The 14,023-nt window shown below is 61.8% G+C and carries 16 protein-coding genes and 1 riboswitch; of the genes, 7 read left to right on the top strand and 9 right to left on the bottom strand.

Annotated features, from left to right (window positions below):
• The first annotated feature begins 26 nt into the window (after window positions 1–26).
• The 3 genes from AB8B31_RS10610 (at window position 27) to sugE (ending at window position 1,417) form a co-directional block, all read left to right on the top strand.
• Entirely contained in the window at window positions 27–425 is a 399-nt protein-coding gene (locus tag AB8B31_RS10610; protein WP_018242144.1) for a hypothetical protein, read from the top strand.
• A 43-nt stretch (window positions 426–468) separates the two neighbouring features.
• Window positions 469–936, top strand: coding sequence for a YaiI/YqxD family protein (locus AB8B31_RS10615; protein WP_028733761.1), 468 nt, complete (start codon window positions 469–471; stop codon window positions 934–936).
• A gap of 166 nt (window positions 937–1,102) precedes the next feature.
• On the top strand, window positions 1,103–1,417 hold the full coding sequence (gene sugE, locus AB8B31_RS10620; RefSeq protein WP_018072208.1) for a quaternary ammonium compound efflux SMR transporter SugE: 315 nt from the start codon (window positions 1,103–1,105) through the stop codon (window positions 1,415–1,417).
• Window positions 1,418–1,459: 42 nt separating this feature from the next.
• Here sugE and AB8B31_RS10625 read toward each other — a convergent pair whose 3' ends face one another.
• The 7 genes from AB8B31_RS10625 to crcB all read right to left on the bottom strand — a co-directional run bounded on the left by AB8B31_RS10625 (window position 1,460) and on the right by crcB (window position 7,067).
• Window positions 1,460–1,852, bottom strand: coding sequence for a DoxX family protein (locus tag AB8B31_RS10625; protein ID WP_018242146.1), 393 nt, complete (start codon window positions 1,850–1,852; stop codon window positions 1,460–1,462).
• Window positions 1,853–1,991: 139 nt separating this feature from the next.
• Entirely contained in the window at window positions 1,992–3,524 is a 1,533-nt protein-coding gene (locus AB8B31_RS10630; protein ID WP_018445240.1) for an acyl-CoA carboxylase subunit beta, read from the bottom strand.
• A 107-nt stretch (window positions 3,525–3,631) separates the two neighbouring features.
• The gene (locus AB8B31_RS10635) at window positions 3,632–4,090 is read right to left on the bottom strand and encodes a hypothetical protein (protein ID WP_028733762.1); all 459 of its coding nucleotides are present in this window, start codon (window positions 4,088–4,090) and stop codon (window positions 3,632–3,634) included.
• Between the two features lie 67 nt (window positions 4,091–4,157).
• Window positions 4,158–4,943, bottom strand: a complete 786-nt coding sequence (locus tag AB8B31_RS10640; protein WP_028733763.1) for an ATP12 family chaperone protein — start codon at window positions 4,941–4,943, stop codon at window positions 4,158–4,160.
• 9 nt (window positions 4,944–4,952) lie between these two features.
• On the bottom strand, window positions 4,953–5,606 hold the full coding sequence (locus AB8B31_RS10645) for an HAD-IA family hydrolase (protein ID WP_028733764.1): 654 nt from the start codon (window positions 5,604–5,606) through the stop codon (window positions 4,953–4,955).
• A complete protein-coding gene (locus AB8B31_RS10650; protein WP_018242151.1) occupies window positions 5,603–6,595 on the bottom strand; it encodes an RluA family pseudouridine synthase in 993 nt (330 codons plus the stop codon). Before AB8B31_RS10650 ends, AB8B31_RS10645 begins: the two co-directional genes overlap by 4 nt.
• A 94-nt stretch (window positions 6,596–6,689) precedes the next feature.
• A complete protein-coding gene (crcB, locus tag AB8B31_RS10655; RefSeq protein ID WP_028733765.1) occupies window positions 6,690–7,067 on the bottom strand; it encodes a fluoride efflux transporter CrcB in 378 nt (125 codons plus the stop codon).
• Window positions 7,068–7,189: 122 nt separating this feature from the next.
• Here crcB and AB8B31_RS10660 point away from each other — a divergent pair, with 122 nt between their 5' ends.
• Window positions 7,190–7,456, top strand: coding sequence for a hypothetical protein (locus AB8B31_RS10660; protein ID WP_028733766.1), 267 nt, complete (start codon window positions 7,190–7,192; stop codon window positions 7,454–7,456).
• Between the two features lie 121 nt (window positions 7,457–7,577).
• Here the strand turns inward: AB8B31_RS10660 and AB8B31_RS10665 are convergent, their stop codons facing one another.
• Together AB8B31_RS10665 and AB8B31_RS10670 are read right to left on the bottom strand one after the other, a co-directional pair.
• A complete protein-coding gene (locus AB8B31_RS10665; protein ID WP_065276305.1) occupies window positions 7,578–8,588 on the bottom strand; it encodes a DUF1775 domain-containing protein in 1,011 nt (336 codons plus the stop codon).
• Between the two features lie 73 nt (window positions 8,589–8,661).
• Window positions 8,662–9,042, bottom strand: coding sequence for a hypothetical protein (locus AB8B31_RS10670; protein WP_018445234.1), 381 nt, complete (start codon window positions 9,040–9,042; stop codon window positions 8,662–8,664).
• A 157-nt stretch (window positions 9,043–9,199) separates the two neighbouring features.
• Window positions 9,200–9,292, top strand: a riboswitch (glycine riboswitch).
• 156 nt (window positions 9,293–9,448) lie between these two features.
• Here AB8B31_RS10670 and gcvT point away from each other — a divergent pair.
• The 3 genes from gcvT to gcvP are packed head-to-tail and all read left to right on the top strand — an operon-like array spanning window position 9,449 to window position 13,835.
• Window positions 9,449–10,585, top strand: coding sequence for a glycine cleavage system aminomethyltransferase GcvT (gcvT, locus tag AB8B31_RS10675; RefSeq protein WP_028733768.1), 1,137 nt, complete (start codon window positions 9,449–9,451; stop codon window positions 10,583–10,585).
• Window positions 10,586–10,608: 23 nt separating this feature from the next.
• Window positions 10,609–10,971, top strand: coding sequence for a glycine cleavage system protein GcvH (gene gcvH / locus AB8B31_RS10680; RefSeq protein WP_017994172.1), 363 nt, complete (start codon window positions 10,609–10,611; stop codon window positions 10,969–10,971).
• Window positions 10,971–13,835, top strand: coding sequence for an aminomethyl-transferring glycine dehydrogenase (gene gcvP, locus AB8B31_RS10685; protein ID WP_028733769.1), 2,865 nt, complete (start codon window positions 10,971–10,973; stop codon window positions 13,833–13,835). Before gcvH ends, gcvP begins: the two co-directional genes overlap by 1 nt.
• Window positions 13,836–14,023: the final 188 nt, after the last annotated feature.

A 14,023-nucleotide genomic window follows, 5' to 3' on the forward strand; every position in this document is an offset into this window, starting at 1 on the left:
TCATGCTTCGCCAAAAGGGGGGCCTTATGATTTTTCGGACTATTATTTCGGCCTGTGCATTTGTGTTACTGCCCGCCATTGCATTTGCGGACCCCACAGGTTCCTACAAGGTCGCTGGCACCAGCGAGGACGGCAGCAAATATCAGGGCACCGTCAAGGTGCTTCGCAACGGCGAGACCTATATCGTCGACTGGATGATCGGCAAGAACGAGTCGATCGGCACCGGTCTCGGCGCAAAATTCAGCGGCGATCGTTTCGAAATGGGGCCGGCAAGCGACGAGGATACGGCGATCTCCGTCGGCTACGTCTCCAAGGAGAATTTCGGCATCGCCATGTATTTCGAGCAGCCGGACGGCAGCTGGCAGGGTGTCTGGACCTATGGCGGCTCGGAAAAGGTTGCGAGCGAAATCTGGACTCGCGAGTAATCCGCGCGTATCAGGCGTCGGCATTGAATGAGGTAAACAGCCTTTGATCTATGTCGACGCCGATGCCTGCCCGGTGAAGCCGGAAATCCTGAAGGTGGCCGAACGTCACGGCCTCGAAGTCACCTTCGTTGCCAATTCCGGCCTGCGCCCCTCGCGCGATCCGATGATCCACAACGTCATCGTCTCCAACGCCTTCGACGCCGCCGACAACTGGATCGCCGAACGCGCCGGTGCGGGCGATGTTGTTGTCACCGCCGATGTGCCGCTTGCCGTACGCTGTGTCGCCGCTAGCGCCTTCGTCAGCGGACCCACAGGGCGCGTCTTCAACGAGACCAATATCGGCATGGCGAGCGCCATGCGCGATCTTGGCGCGCACTTGCGTGAAACCGGCGAGAGCAAGGGCTACAACGCCGCCTTCAGCCCGAAAGACCGTTCACGCTTCCTCGAAACCTTCGATCGCCTCTGCCGCCGCGCCAAGAGCCTTTCCGCCGAGGCTGGCGGGCAATCCTGATCCGGCTCCCAAGCCCGCAAGAAACGGGTGGCATGGCAGCCGTGCCGATTCCGACCTTGAACACCGCCGCCGCCTCACGCATATAGACGTTATCGCAGACGACTGCGGCATCCTCCAGGATGCAACTGTCGCGGGGACGGCCTCGCTCTTGAACAAGGAGAGTCGCATGGCCTGGTTTCTGCTTTTTCTCGCCGGTCTTTTTGAATGTGGCTGGGCAATCGGCCTTAAATATACCGATGGTTTCACGCGGCCGCTGCCGACGGCGCTGACCGTCATATCCATGGTGGTGAGCATCGTGCTGCTCGGCCTGGCGGTGAAGCACCTGCCGATCGGCACCGCCTATGCGGTCTGGACCGGCATCGGCACGGTCGGCACCGTATTTCTCGGCATCTGGCTGCTTGGCGATGAGGCAAGTGTCTCCCGTCTTGCCTGCATCACTTTGATCGTCGCCGGCATCGCCGGTCTCAAGCTTACTGCCTGATGTGAAGGTTGAGGGGCGTCGCGACGCCCCTCAGTCTATCGTTCAGGCTGTCTTGCGGTTATCGACGGCAAAAGCGCCGGGACCAGAGAAGAACAGGTAGAGGAAGACGAAGCAGAACAGGATCGCGGCGTCGCCCTGGTTGACGGCCGGGAAGAAGCTGTTCGGAGCATGCGCCATGAAATAGGCGACGGCCATTTCACCGGCGAGGAGGAAGGCGACAGGGCGCGTCAGCAGGCCGACGAGAATAAGGATACCGCCGATAAGCTCAAGAAGGGCGGCGAAAAGCATCAGCGGCGGCAGCGGGCCGGCCATCTGCGCAGCCGGGAAAGCGAAAAGCTTCATCGTGCCGTGTTCGATGAACAGCAGCGCAGTGATGATTCTGAGAGCGGCCAGCCCATAGGGGCGATAGGCAGAAAGACGCTCGAAAGTTGACATTAAACCTCTCCATTAAAACAATAAGAGCCGAGCGTTAACCTGTCCCTCGCAAGGATTGAACACACGGATCGCTGACGGCCGTTCACTTTTTCGACAGCGGGTAAACACCCGATCGCGCAGCTTTATTCGGCGGAAAACGTTAAAGCGGGATGTTGTCGTGTTTCTTCCAGGGATTGGCGAGATCCTTGTTGCGCAGCATCTTCAGCCCGCGCGCCAGCCGCCGCCGGGTGGAATGCGGCATGATCACCTCGTCGACATAACCACGCTCGGCGGCAACGAAGGGCGAGAGGAACCGGTCCTCATACATTTTCGTATGAGCGGCGATCTTTTCGGGATCGGCGATATCCTTGCGGAAGATGATCTCGACGGCGCCCTTGGCGCCCATCACGGCGATCTGCGCCGTCGGCCAGGCATAGTTGAGATCACCGCGCAGATGCTTCGACGCCATCACGTCATAGGCGCCGCCGAAAGCCTTGCGGGTGATGACGGTGAGCTTCGGCACCGTCGCCTCGGCATAGGCAAAGAGCAGCTTGGCGCCGTGTTTGATGAGGCCGCCATATTCCTGCGCCGTACCCGGCAGGAAACCCGGCACGTCGACGAAGGTGACGATCGGAATGTTGAAGCAGTCGCAGAAGCGCACGAAACGGGCCGCCTTGCGCGATGCGTCACTGTCGAGCACGCCGGCCAGCACCATCGGCTGGTTGGCGACGAAACCGACGGTGGAGCCTTCGACGCGGCCGAAGCCGCAGACGATATTTCCGGCAAAACTCGCCTGGATCTCGAAGAAATCCCCCTCGTCCGCCACCTTCCGGATCAGTTCCTTGATGTCGTAAGGCTTGTTGGAACTCGCCGGCACCAGCGTGTCAAGCGAGGTGTCGATCTCTGTCACCGACTGGTAACATTCGATCTCGGGCAGTGGCGCGGTATTTGAAAGCGGCAGGAAATCGATCAGCCGCCGTACCTGCAAGAGCGTTTCGACATCATTGTCATAGGCGCCATCGGCAATCGACGAGCGCACCGTATGCACCACGGCGCCGCCGAGTTCTTCGGCCGTCACCGTCTCGTTGGTCACGGTTTTCACCACATCGGGACCGGTGACGAACATGTAGGAGGTATCACGCACCATGAAAATGAAATCTGTCATCGCAGGCGAATAAACGTCGCCGCCGGCGCAGGGACCCATGATCACCGAGATCTGCGGAATGACGCCGGAGGCGAGCACATTGCGCTGGAATACCTCGGCATAACCGCCGAGAGCCGCCACGCCCTCCTGGATACGGGCGCCGCCCGCATCATAGATACCGACAATCGGCGCGCGGTTCTTCAGCGCCATGTCCTGCACCTTCATGATCTTCTCGGCATGCGCTTCCGATAGCGAGCCGCCGAAGACGGTGAAGTCCTTGGCGAAGACGAACACCGTGCGGCCATTGACCGTGCCCCAGCCGGTGACGACGCCGTCGCCGGCAATCCGGCTCTTATCCATGCCGAAATCGGTGGAGCGATGTTCGACAAACATGTCGAATTCCTCGAAGGAGCCCTCATCGAGGAAGAGGTCGATACGCTCGCGCGCCGTCAGCTTGCCGCGTTTGTGTTGGGCGTCGATGCGTGCTTCGCCGCCGCCAAGGCGGGCAATGCCGCGGCGCCGTTCCAGTTCCTCGAGAATTTCCTTCATGCGATCTCCCTCGCCGCTGCGGGCGGCAATCCGGCGGTTGGATTATGCGCTAGAGCATGATGCCGAAAAGTGAGCGCGGTTTTCGGACAACATCATGTTCTAACTATTTAGCGCCCGCGCCCGCTGAGTGAGAAAACCGAGCGTATCCTTGCCGCGACGTCCTCGGCCAGGATCTCGTCGGCAAGCTTGGGATCGGCAGCAATGCTGGTCACGTCGAAGGCGCTGACGGCGATGACCGAGCCGTCCTCGACCGAGGCCGCGTCGATGCTGATCTTGGCGACGTTGCGGTCCTTCTGGAAGCCGAGGCCTTTTTGGATGGAAACCACGCGGATTGTCAGCACCACCCGCGGCAGCACAGTGTCGCGCACGGTGGCGTTGATCGCTGCGTTGACGCGGTCGTTGACGCCGGAAAGCAGCTCGGCCGGCATGTTCGGACCGGAGAGAACGACGGCGCTGCGCACATCATAGACCGGTGCCTCCGGCTTGGTGGCCGAGAGGCCGACGCAGGCCGTAAGCGCGATACAGACAAGTGCGGCCCGGCAAAAACACGACCTCAGCCAATTCATTGCAAAATCCCGCACCACCCCGTTGGAGTCGCAGACTTCGTCATAATGCATTGGAAGGCAATATGTTTCAGGCGCTTAGGGCGAAAAAAACATCCGCTGCGGCTTTGAACTCGGCAAAGCGCTTGGCCCGCCGCTCCTCGGCTTCCTCGTCTCTGCCCCAATGCTCTATCGTCCAATCCTCGTCGAGATGGGCAAGCGACCAGGCCTCCTCAGTCGTTACCCGGCCCTCGGCGAAGGCGAGCGCCAGGATCGCCGAGCCGGTCAGCGTGGTGACCGTGTGGAGCGCTGCAAGTGCCATCGGGCTATCATATCGCGCGAGCGTGACAGCGAAGGCGGCAGTCGCCTCGCGCGGCTGCTCCTGAGGCATCACCCCTTCGACGAGGATGAACCGGGCGCCGAGATCATTCGCCGCCCAGTCGATCACGGGATCCCAGTGCTCGGCCTGGCGTTCGACCAGAAGTTCCGGCTCCCCGGCGCGGTAGCAGATGAGGTCGCTGGAGGAAAAGCGCAGGATATCCTCGAAGATCGCCTGCGCGTTGGCGGCAACGCCGTCGAGTGCGGTGTTGACGAGCCGCGTTACCGGCATGCTCACGGGATTGATCTCCTCGCCCTGCGCCTGCCATTCGGCAGCGACAAGCTGCGCGAGCGCCTCTGTCGGCACGGCGAGAACCTGCCGTGCCGGCGTGCGCACCATCTTGCCGTCGAGCGTGATCGCAAAACCGCCCTCGTGTTCGGCAACGGAGACGCCGGTATAGAAGCGCTTCGGCAGCGGCTTCTTCATCTGAATCTGCGCGCGGCGGATGGGATCGGGATGGCTCAGGCCTTCGGAAAGGTCGTTCAGCAGATCGCGCATGGGCTCACCTCAAGAAAAATGACGCAATATCTCGTTCGGATGGTAGGCGATCGCATCAGCGCCGTTGGCGATCAGCTCATCCACGCTGGCATAGCCCCAGGCAACGCCGATCGCCTTGGCGCCGGCAGCCTTTGCCATCTGCATATCGTAAACCGCATCGCCGATGACAATGGTGTCGGCAGCATTCATGCCGGTTTCATCGCAGCATTCGCTCACCATGGCTGGATGCGGCTTGGAGGGGCAATCGTCGGCGGTGCGTGCGACGATGAAATGCGCGTCGAAACCATGTGTCTCCATCACGAGCTTGAGCCCGCGGCGGGATTTACCCGTCACCGCGCCGATCAGCAGGTCATCGCGCCCGCTGATCGCGTCGATCATCTCGCGGATGCCGGGAAACAGCGGCTCCTTGTAATCGAGATCCTGACGCACGATCGAGAACAGCGATTTGTAGTGCGCCGTCATGTCGATGTCTTCCTGCTCCACATGCTGCCTGCCCTGCATGCGGGCAATCGCAATATCGAGGGACAGGCCGATAATGGCCTTGGTGTCTTCAAAGCGCGGTTCCGGCCTGCCGAACTTATCGAAGGTCCTGCGCATGGTTTCGTGGATCAGGCCGGCGCTATCGACCAGTGTGCCGTCGCAATCGAAAAGCGCCAGTTTCATTCGGCGTCCCTTTCGGCACTGGCGAGATCGAGGCCGAGAAGATTCCAGGTCTGCACCATATGCGACGGCAGCGGCGCACTGATGCGCAGGCGCCCGCCGGAGGGGTGCGGGATGTCGATGTGACGCGCGTGCAGATGCAGCTTCTTCTGGACGCCGCCTGGAAAATCCCAATTCGGATCGTCGTCGAAATATTTCGGATCGCCGATGATCGGATGGCCGATATGCAGCGCGTGCACACGCAGCTGATGGGTCCGTCCAGTATAGGGTTCCATCTCCAGCCAGGCGAGGTTCTGGGCGGCGGTTTCGAGCACACGATAGAAGGAAACGGCGTGATCTGCTCCATCCTCGCCGTGCTTGGCGATACGCATGCGGTCGCCGTCAGCCGTCGGCTCCTTGACGAGCCAGGTCGAGATCTTGTCCTCGTGTTTGCGTGGCACGCCCTTGACCAGCGCCCAGTAGGTCTTCTTGGTATCGCGCTCGCGGAAGGCCGCCGTCAGCTTCTGCGCGGCACCGCGGGTGCGGGCGATGACGAGAACACCAGACGTATCGCGGTCGAGACGGTGGACGAGCCGCGGCTTCTCGCCCTTCGGGCTGGTCCAGGCTTCGAGCATCTGGTCGATATGCCTGGCGACGCCGGAGCCGCCCTGCACGGCAAGACCGGGTGGCTTGTTGAGCACGATCACCTTTTCGTCCTCATGCAGCACCATGCGCGACAGCAGTTCGAAATCCGTCGAATGCTTGAGATCCTTGCCGGCGATCGGTCCTGACTTCAGCTTGGCATCGACATCCAGCGGCGGCACGCGCACCGTCTGGCCGGGCTGCACGCGCGCATCCGATTTGACACGTCCGCCGTCGACGCGCACCTGGCCGGAGCGCAGCAGCTTCTGCAGCGGGCCGAAACCGAGCCCCGGAAAGTGTACCTTGAACCAGCGATCGAGCCGCATGCCGGCTTCGTCGGGTTCAACCTTGATATGTTCAATGCCAGCCATAAAAAATCTTTCGGAAATTGCTGCGCGGGCCAAGCCGGCGTTCTTGCCGCAGCCTTTAGAGCATTTTCACGCAAAACGGAAACCGGAAAAGAGATCAGGCCAAAGCGCGCATGACAGCAAGGCCTGCGATGACGGCCGCCATCGATAGTCCGACGCTCGCAGCGATATAAATGCCGCCGGCAACACCCTCGCCGCGTTCGAATAGCGAGATGGCATCCAGCGAGAAGGCCGAAAAAGTGGTGAAGCCACCGAGGAAGCCGGTGATCAGCAAAAGGCGCAGTTCCGTCGAGGCGTTAAACTTCCGCGCGATCAGCTCGGCGAAGACGCCAATGACGAAGCAGCCGACAACATTGACGGCAAGCGTTCCCCAGGGAAAGGCCGGCCCCATGAGACGTAGCGTCCACTGACCGACGTAATATCTGAGAACGGAACCGATAGCGCCGCCGAAGGCGACAAGGAGAGCCTGGATCATGAGCCGGATTTACCGCGTTGCGAAAGTGATTCCAATCGAGCTCATATGAATTCTTACCATTTTGTAAAATGCCAATGATTTTCTTATGATGGCGCCAAGGTCATGCCGATACGGTGACTGGCATGACCCAGCTCCTGTCCATATCGGCCAACACCGCCGCGGTTGCTTTCGAGTCGCTCCGAATCCCGCAGCGTGTCGCGACGAGCACTGCGGCGCGCGACGCACGGCGGGCTGTCGACCGGCAGTTGAAGGCCGAAGGCACTGAGGAAATAGACGAGCCCTCCAGCATCATCCAGTCAACCGAAGTTGCGCTCGACTTGATGGCGAAGGGCAACCGCCAGCCGCAGTCCGGCCTGAAACAGGCGCTGCGATCCTACGAAGACTTCTGAGGCTATCGCCTTCCAAACGAAAGCCCGCGACTGCGATTGCTGTCGCGGGTTTTTTTTAACTACAGCGCCGCGCGTCTTTCCAGACGCGCAAAGGACGCTGTAGCACTTTGAATCGCTGCTCTCACTTGCCTTGAGCGGAGAGCACCTGCAGGACCAGATCGACCTTGCCGGCCCTTTCGAAGGTCAGCGTCACCGGCACCGTGTCTCCCTGCTTGAACGGCGTCTTCACCTTCTGGAACATCAGGTGCAGGTTGCCGGGCTCAAGCTTGACCGTCTCACCAGCGGCGATGGCGATGCCGTCCTTCAGCTGGCGCATCCGCATGACGTTGTCCTTGGTCTCCATCTCGTGGATCTGAACTTCGCCTGATACAGGCGAGGTCACGGACAGCAGGCGATCGTCCGTCTTGCCGTTGTTTTTCACCGTGAAAAAGCCGCCGCCGACCGGCTGGCCGGGCAGCATTGCCTTGGCGAAGCCGCCGGAAATTTCGAGATCGCCGGCCTTGACCGTTTCGCCAGCCGGTGCGGCAGCGGCCATGCCAGCCATGCCAGCCATGCCGGACATGTCCATGCCGGCCATATCGTCATGGTCGTGACCATGGTCTTCGCCGGCGACGACCTTCAACAGCGGCGCCGGGCTTTTCAGTCCATGCGCGTCGCCACCTTCCTTTGCCACCTGATCCCAGGCCGTGACCGTATCGCCGCACATCTGCGTCACCGGAAAGGCGAGCGAGGTGCCGGCCTCGACTCCTGACACTTTACCCTGGATGACGAAAGTATCGTAGAAATCGTCGGAGAGATTGCCGTTCTTCCAGCGCACTTCGATCGCGCCCGTCTTCACCTTGTCGCCGTGATTGTCGTAGGTCTTCTGGTAGTCGCCCTTGATCACGTCGAGCTCCCAGCCTGCCTTCGGCTGCGGCTTGGCGAAGACGAAGCCTTCCGGCAGCTTGACCCGCACTTCCGTGGTCGCCTTGCCGTCGCAGCCGTGCGGCACCTGCAGCGTGGCAAGAATGGTGCTGTCCTGCTTCGCCTCTCTGTCGAGGAAGGTCACGTGCGCCTCGGCGCCGGCAAAGGCGGTCGCGGAAAGAACGGCGGCAAGCCCGAATGTCTTGCCAAATGTCTTGATAGTTTTCATCGGATATCTCCTCGCCGGCCACGGACCTCTCTCGGGCGGACCGGCATGCTGCATCATGGGTTGCGGAAGCAGATCAGGCGAGGACGGGAGGTGCGCGGGAATTCGGCCGGCTGACGGCGCTTACGCTGGCAACTGCTGAGGTTTCGATCGGCGCGTTGATCAGCGCGGCGAGCTTGCGCTCGAGCCAGGAGCCCGCATCCGGCGCCGGCAGGATGACGGAGGCCGACAGCCGACAGGCTTCGCAATTCGGCTTGAAGGCGACGGTCTTACCGTCGGTGTCCTTCACGGTGACGCAGAGCGAGGCGAAGGTACCGTCAGGCAGCACATAGGCCGCTGCATCGTAGCCTTCGGAGGCGACAGCCTGAGGTGCCTGATGGGCGAGGCCAAGCAAAAGCAGGCTCAATGCGCAAAGCATGCGCAGGAAGAGCGTCGCTTTCAGTCCGGTCTGCCGCATGAGATCCCCTTCAACAGCATGTCGCGATAGCCGGTTTCCCCACGGAATGCAAAAGCAGATTTGCCGCAGATCAGGGCTTGGCATGGATATGGCGACAAAAAATTGTCCGGTCACGACATTTGGCCTTGCCAAGCGCTACACCCGCCGGATAATTGCGCCAACCTTGTTGGGAGAAGCCGGTGCTTTCGCCACCGGTGCCGAAGGAGCAACCGCCCCGGAAACTCTCAGGCAAAAGGACCAGCAAGGGGCAGACGGAACTCTGGAGAGAAGCGTTCTCGAAACGCTCGCCGAAGGGATAACAATCTCAGGCAAAGGGACAGAGGGGGCTCAGGAGAGAAGTGCGCAGCCGCGCCTTCAGATTTGAGCCCGCGCCTTCGTGAGAAGGCGCAAACCCCGGAGGCGTCTTTTGGACGATACTGCTGCCCTGAAGAAAACCCCGCTGCATGCCCTGCATCTTTCGCTCGGCGCCCGCATGGTGCCGTTCGCGGGTTACGACATGCCGGTGCAATACCCCGCAGGCGTCATGAAGGAGCATCTTCATACCCGCGCCGAAGCCGGCCTCTTCGATGTCTCCCACATGGGCCAGGTCATCGTGAAGGCGAAATCTGGCAGCTACGAGGATGCGGCGCTGGCGCTCGAAAGCCTGGTGCCGGTCGATATCCTCGGCCTTGCCGAAGGCCGCCAGCGTTATGGCTTCTTCACCGACGATACCGGCTGCATCCTCGATGATCTGATGATCACTCATCTCGACGATCACCTTTTCATCGTCGTCAACGCTTCCTGCAAGGAGGCCGATCTCGCTCATCTGCAGGCCCATATCGGCGACCGCTGCGACATCACGCTCCTCAATCGCGCTTTGATCGCGCTACAGGGACCGCGCGCGGTCGAAGTTCTTGCCGAGCTCTGGGCCGACGTCGCGGCGATGAAATTCATGGACGTGCGCCATTGCCGCCTGCACGATGTTTCCTGTCTGGTCTCACGCTCCGGCTATAGCGGCGAGGACGGCTTCGAGATTTCGATCCCCGTCGACAAGGCCGAGGATGTCACCATGCGGTTGCTCGAACATCCCGATGTCCAGGCGATCGGCCTCGGCGCCCGCGATTCGCTGCGCCTCGAAGCCGGCCTCTGCCTCTACGGCAACGATATCGACACGACCACCTCGCCGGTCGAGGCGGCGCTGGAATGGGCCATGCAGAAGGCAAGGCGCGGCAACGGCGCGCGCGCCGGCGGCTTCCCGGGCTCTGGCCGCATCCTGTCCGAACTCGAAAACGGTGCTGCGCGCCGCCGCGTCGGCCTGAAGCCGGAAGGCAAGGCGCCGGTGCGCGGCCATGCCAAGCTCTATGCCGATGCCGAAGGCAAGGTCGAAATCGGCGAGGTCACCTCCGGCGGCTTCGGCCCCAGCGTCGAAGGCCCCGTCGCCATGGGCTACGTACCGGTCTCCCATGCTGCGGCCGGCACACTGGTCTATGCCGAGGTGCGCGGCAAATATCTGCCGACCACCGTCAGCGCCCTGCCCTTCGTCACACCGACCTACAAACGCTAAACCTTTTCCAGAGAGGACGAACAATGCTGAAATTTACCGAAGAACACGAATGGCTGAAGATCGAAGGCGGCGTTGCGACGGTCGGCATCACCACTTATGCCGTCGATCAGCTCGGCGACCTGGTTTTCGTCGAACTCCCGGAAGTCGGCGCAACCTTCTCCAAGAACGGCAATGCCGCGACCGTTGAATCGGTCAAGGCTGCTTCCGACGTCTATTGTCCGCTTGACGGCGAGATTACCGAGGTCAATCCGGCCATCGTTGCAGATCCGTCGCTGGTCAATTCCGATCCTCAGGGCGCTGGCTGGTTCTTCAAGCTGAAGCTTGCAAATGCTGCCGACGCCGATGGTCTGCTCGACGAAGCGGCCTACAAGGAGCTCACTGCGTAATGACGACGCCGACAGAATTCCAGTTCACCGACTATCAACCCTACGATTTCGCCAATCGCCGTCATATCGGCCCCTCGCCGGCCGAGATGACCGACATGCTGAAGGTGATCGGCTACAACAGCCTCGACGGCCTGATCGACGCGACGCTGCCGCCCTCGATCCGCCAGAAGGCGCCGCTCGTCTGGGGCGCGCCGATGACCGAGCGCGAGGCGCTCGACAAGCTGCGCGAGACCGCCAACAAGAACAAGGTGCTGGTCTCGCTGATCGGCCAGGGTTATTACGGCACGATCACACCGCCGGTCATCCAGCGCAACATCCTGGAAAACCCGGCCTGGTACACCGCCTATACGCCTTACCAGCCGGAGATCAGCCAGGGCCGCCTGGAAGCACTCCTGAACTACCAGACGATGATCTGCGACCTCACCGGCCTCGACGTCGCCAACGCCTCGCTGCTCGACGAGGCAACCGCCGCCGCCGAAGGCATGGCGATCGCCGAGCGTGTCGCCAAGTCGAAGGCAAAAGCCTTCTTCGTCGATGCCGACTGCCATCCGCAGACCATCGCCCTCATCCGCACCCGCGCCGAGCCGCTCGGCTGGAGCGTCATCGTCGGCAATCCCTTCACCGATCTCGATCCTGTCGATGTCTTCGGCGCGATCTTCCAGTATCCCGGCACGCACGGTCACGTGCATGATTTTACCGGCCTGATCTCGCGCCTGCACCAGGCGGGCGCCATATCAATCGTCGCCGCCGATATCCTGGCGCTGACGCTGTTGAAATCGCCCGGCGAAATGGGTGCCGATATCGCCGTCGGCTCCTCGCAGCGCTTCGGTGTCCCGGTTGGTTACGGCGGCCCGCATGCAGCCTACATGTCAGTCAAGGATGCCATCAAGCGTTCCATGCCCGGCCGCCTCGTCGGCGTCTCCGTCGATGCCCGCGGCAACCGCGCCTATCGCCTGTCGCTGCAGACTCGCGAACAGCATATCCGCCGCGAGAAGGCGACGTCGAACATCTGCACCGCCCAGGTATTGCTTGCCGTCATGGCCTCGATGTACGCCGTCTTCCACGGCCCGAAGGGCATCAAGGCGATCGCCCAGCAGGTGCACCAGAAGGCCGTGCTGATGGCCAAGGGCCTGGAAAAGCTCGGTTACAAGGTCGAACCCGACACCTTCTTCGACACGATTACCGTCGATGTCGGCCACATGCAGGGCCTCATCCTGCGTGCCGCCGTCGCCGAAGGCGTCAATCTGCGCAAGGTCGGCGAAACCGGGATCGGCATGAGCCTTGACGAACGCACCCGGCCGGCGACGCTCGAAGCCGTTTGGCGGGCCTTCGGCGGCAATTTCACGATCGCCGATTTCGAGCCCTCCTACCGCCTGCCGAAGGGCCTGCTCAGGACCAGCGATTACCTCACCCATCCGATCTTCCACATGAACCGTGCCGAAAGCGAGATGACGCGTTACATCCGCCGGCTCTCCGATCGGGATCTGGCGCTCGACCGCTCGATGATCCCGCTCGGCTCCTGCACGATGAAGCTCAATGCGACGGCGGAAATGCTGCCGATCACCTGGCCGGAGTTTTCCGACATCCATCCCTTCGTGCCGGCCGACCAGGCGCTCGGCTACCGCGAGATGATCGACGACCTGATCGAAAAGCTCTGCGCCGTCACCGGCTACGACGCCTTCTCCATGCAGCCGAATTCCGGCGCGCAGGGCGAATATGCCGGCCTGCTGACGATCCGCAACTATCATATCGCCAATGGCGACGGCCATCGGGACGTCTGCCTGATCCCGACCTCTGCGCATGGCACCAACCCGGCCTCGGCCCAGATGGTCGGCATGAAGGTCGTGGTCGTCAAGGTGCGCGAAAATGGCGATATCGATCTTGACGATTTCCGCGCCAAGGCGGAGCAGCATGCGGCAAACCTCTCCTGCTGCATGATCACCTACCCTTCGACGCATGGCGTCTTCGAGGAGACCGTCAAGGAGATTTGCGATCTGGTGCACGAGCACGGCGGCCAGGTCTATCTCGACGGCGCCAACATGAATGCCATGGTCGGTCTGTCCCGCCCCGGTGACATCGGCTCCGACGTTTCGCATCTCAACCTGCACAAGACCTTCTGCATCCCGCATGGCGGCGGCGGACCCGGCATGGGCCCCATCGGTGTCAAGGCGCATCTGGCTCCCTACCTGCCTGGCCATCCCGAAACCGACGGCCGTTCGGGTGCGGTCTCGGCCGCTGCCTTCGGCTCCGCCTCGATCCTGCCGATCTCCTGGAGCTATTGCCTGATGATGGGCGGCGAAGGCCTGACGCAGGCGACCAAGGTGGCGATCCTCAACGCCAACTATATCGCCACCCGGCTGAAGGGCGCCTACGACGTGCTCTACAAGTCGGCTGCCGGCCGCGTCGCGCATGAATGCATCATCGACACCCGTCCGCTGGTCGACAGCTCGGGCGTTACGGTCGACGACGTCGCCAAGCGCCTGATCGACTGCGGCTTCCACGCGCCGACCATGAGCTGGCCGGTCGCCGGCACGCTGATGATCGAGCCGACGGAAAGCGAGACCAAGGCCGAACTCGACCGCTTCTGCGAGGCGATGCTGGCGATCCGCGAGGAAGCCCGCGCCATCGAGGATGGCCGCATGGACAAGGTGAACAACCCGCTGAAGAACGCCCCGCACACGGTGGAAGACCTCGTCGGCGAATGGGATCGTCCTTACAGCCGAGAACAGGCCTGCTTCCCGCCCGGCGCCTTCCGCGTCGACAAATACTGGTCACCGGTCAACCGCGTCGACAACGTCTATGGCGACCGCAACTTGATCTGCACCTGCCCGCCGGTGGAAAGTTACGCAGAGGCAGCGGAATAGCGGTCAAGCCCGATGCTGTAGCGAAGGGCCGAACAATCCGAGCCCCTTCCATCATGGGAGGGGCTTTTCTAATTCTGATAGAGATGCGCGGTTAACCTTCGCCTCTAACCGTCTCTCGAAGCTCCGTTCGCCTGCGAACGTCATCTCTGGAATAACATGCTACGCCCTGCGTAGCTCAACGTCAGAGC

The organism is Rhizobium sp. 62_C5_N11_2 (assembly GCF_051811185.1).
Lineage (GTDB): Bacteria > Pseudomonadota > Alphaproteobacteria > Rhizobiales > Rhizobiaceae > Rhizobium > Rhizobium leguminosarum.

Coding starts and splice junctions, on each gene's coding strand:
- AB8B31_RS10610 (WP_018242144.1), top strand. CDS start 27: ATGATTTTTCGGACTATTATTTCGGCCTGTGCATTTGTGTTACTGCCC.
- sugE (WP_018072208.1), top strand. CDS start 1,103: ATGGCCTGGTTTCTGCTTTTTCTCGCCGGTCTTTTTGAATGTGGCTGG.
- AB8B31_RS10625 (WP_018242146.1), bottom strand. CDS start 1,852: ATGTCAACTTTCGAGCGTCTTTCTGCCTATCGCCCCTATGGGCTGGCC.
- AB8B31_RS10630 (WP_018445240.1), bottom strand. CDS start 3,524: ATGAAGGAAATTCTCGAGGAACTGGAACGGCGCCGCGGCATTGCCCGC.
- AB8B31_RS10635 (WP_028733762.1), bottom strand. CDS start 4,090: ATGAATTGGCTGAGGTCGTGTTTTTGCCGGGCCGCACTTGTCTGTATC.
- AB8B31_RS10640 (WP_028733763.1), bottom strand. CDS start 4,943: ATGCGCGATCTGCTGAACGACCTTTCCGAAGGCCTGAGCCATCCCGAT.
- AB8B31_RS10645 (WP_028733764.1), bottom strand. CDS start 5,606: ATGAAACTGGCGCTTTTCGATTGCGACGGCACACTGGTCGATAGCGCC.
- AB8B31_RS10650 (WP_018242151.1), bottom strand. CDS start 6,595: ATGGCTGGCATTGAACATATCAAGGTTGAACCCGACGAAGCCGGCATG.
- crcB (WP_028733765.1), bottom strand. CDS start 7,067: ATGATCCAGGCTCTCCTTGTCGCCTTCGGCGGCGCTATCGGTTCCGTT.
- AB8B31_RS10660 (WP_028733766.1), top strand. CDS start 7,190: ATGACCCAGCTCCTGTCCATATCGGCCAACACCGCCGCGGTTGCTTTC.
- AB8B31_RS10665 (WP_065276305.1), bottom strand. CDS start 8,588: ATGAAAACTATCAAGACATTTGGCAAGACATTCGGGCTTGCCGCCGTT.
- AB8B31_RS10670 (WP_018445234.1), bottom strand. CDS start 9,042: ATGCGGCAGACCGGACTGAAAGCGACGCTCTTCCTGCGCATGCTTTGC.
- gcvH (WP_017994172.1), top strand. CDS start 10,609: ATGCTGAAATTTACCGAAGAACACGAATGGCTGAAGATCGAAGGCGGC.
- gcvP (WP_028733769.1), top strand. CDS start 10,971: ATGACGACGCCGACAGAATTCCAGTTCACCGACTATCAACCCTACGAT.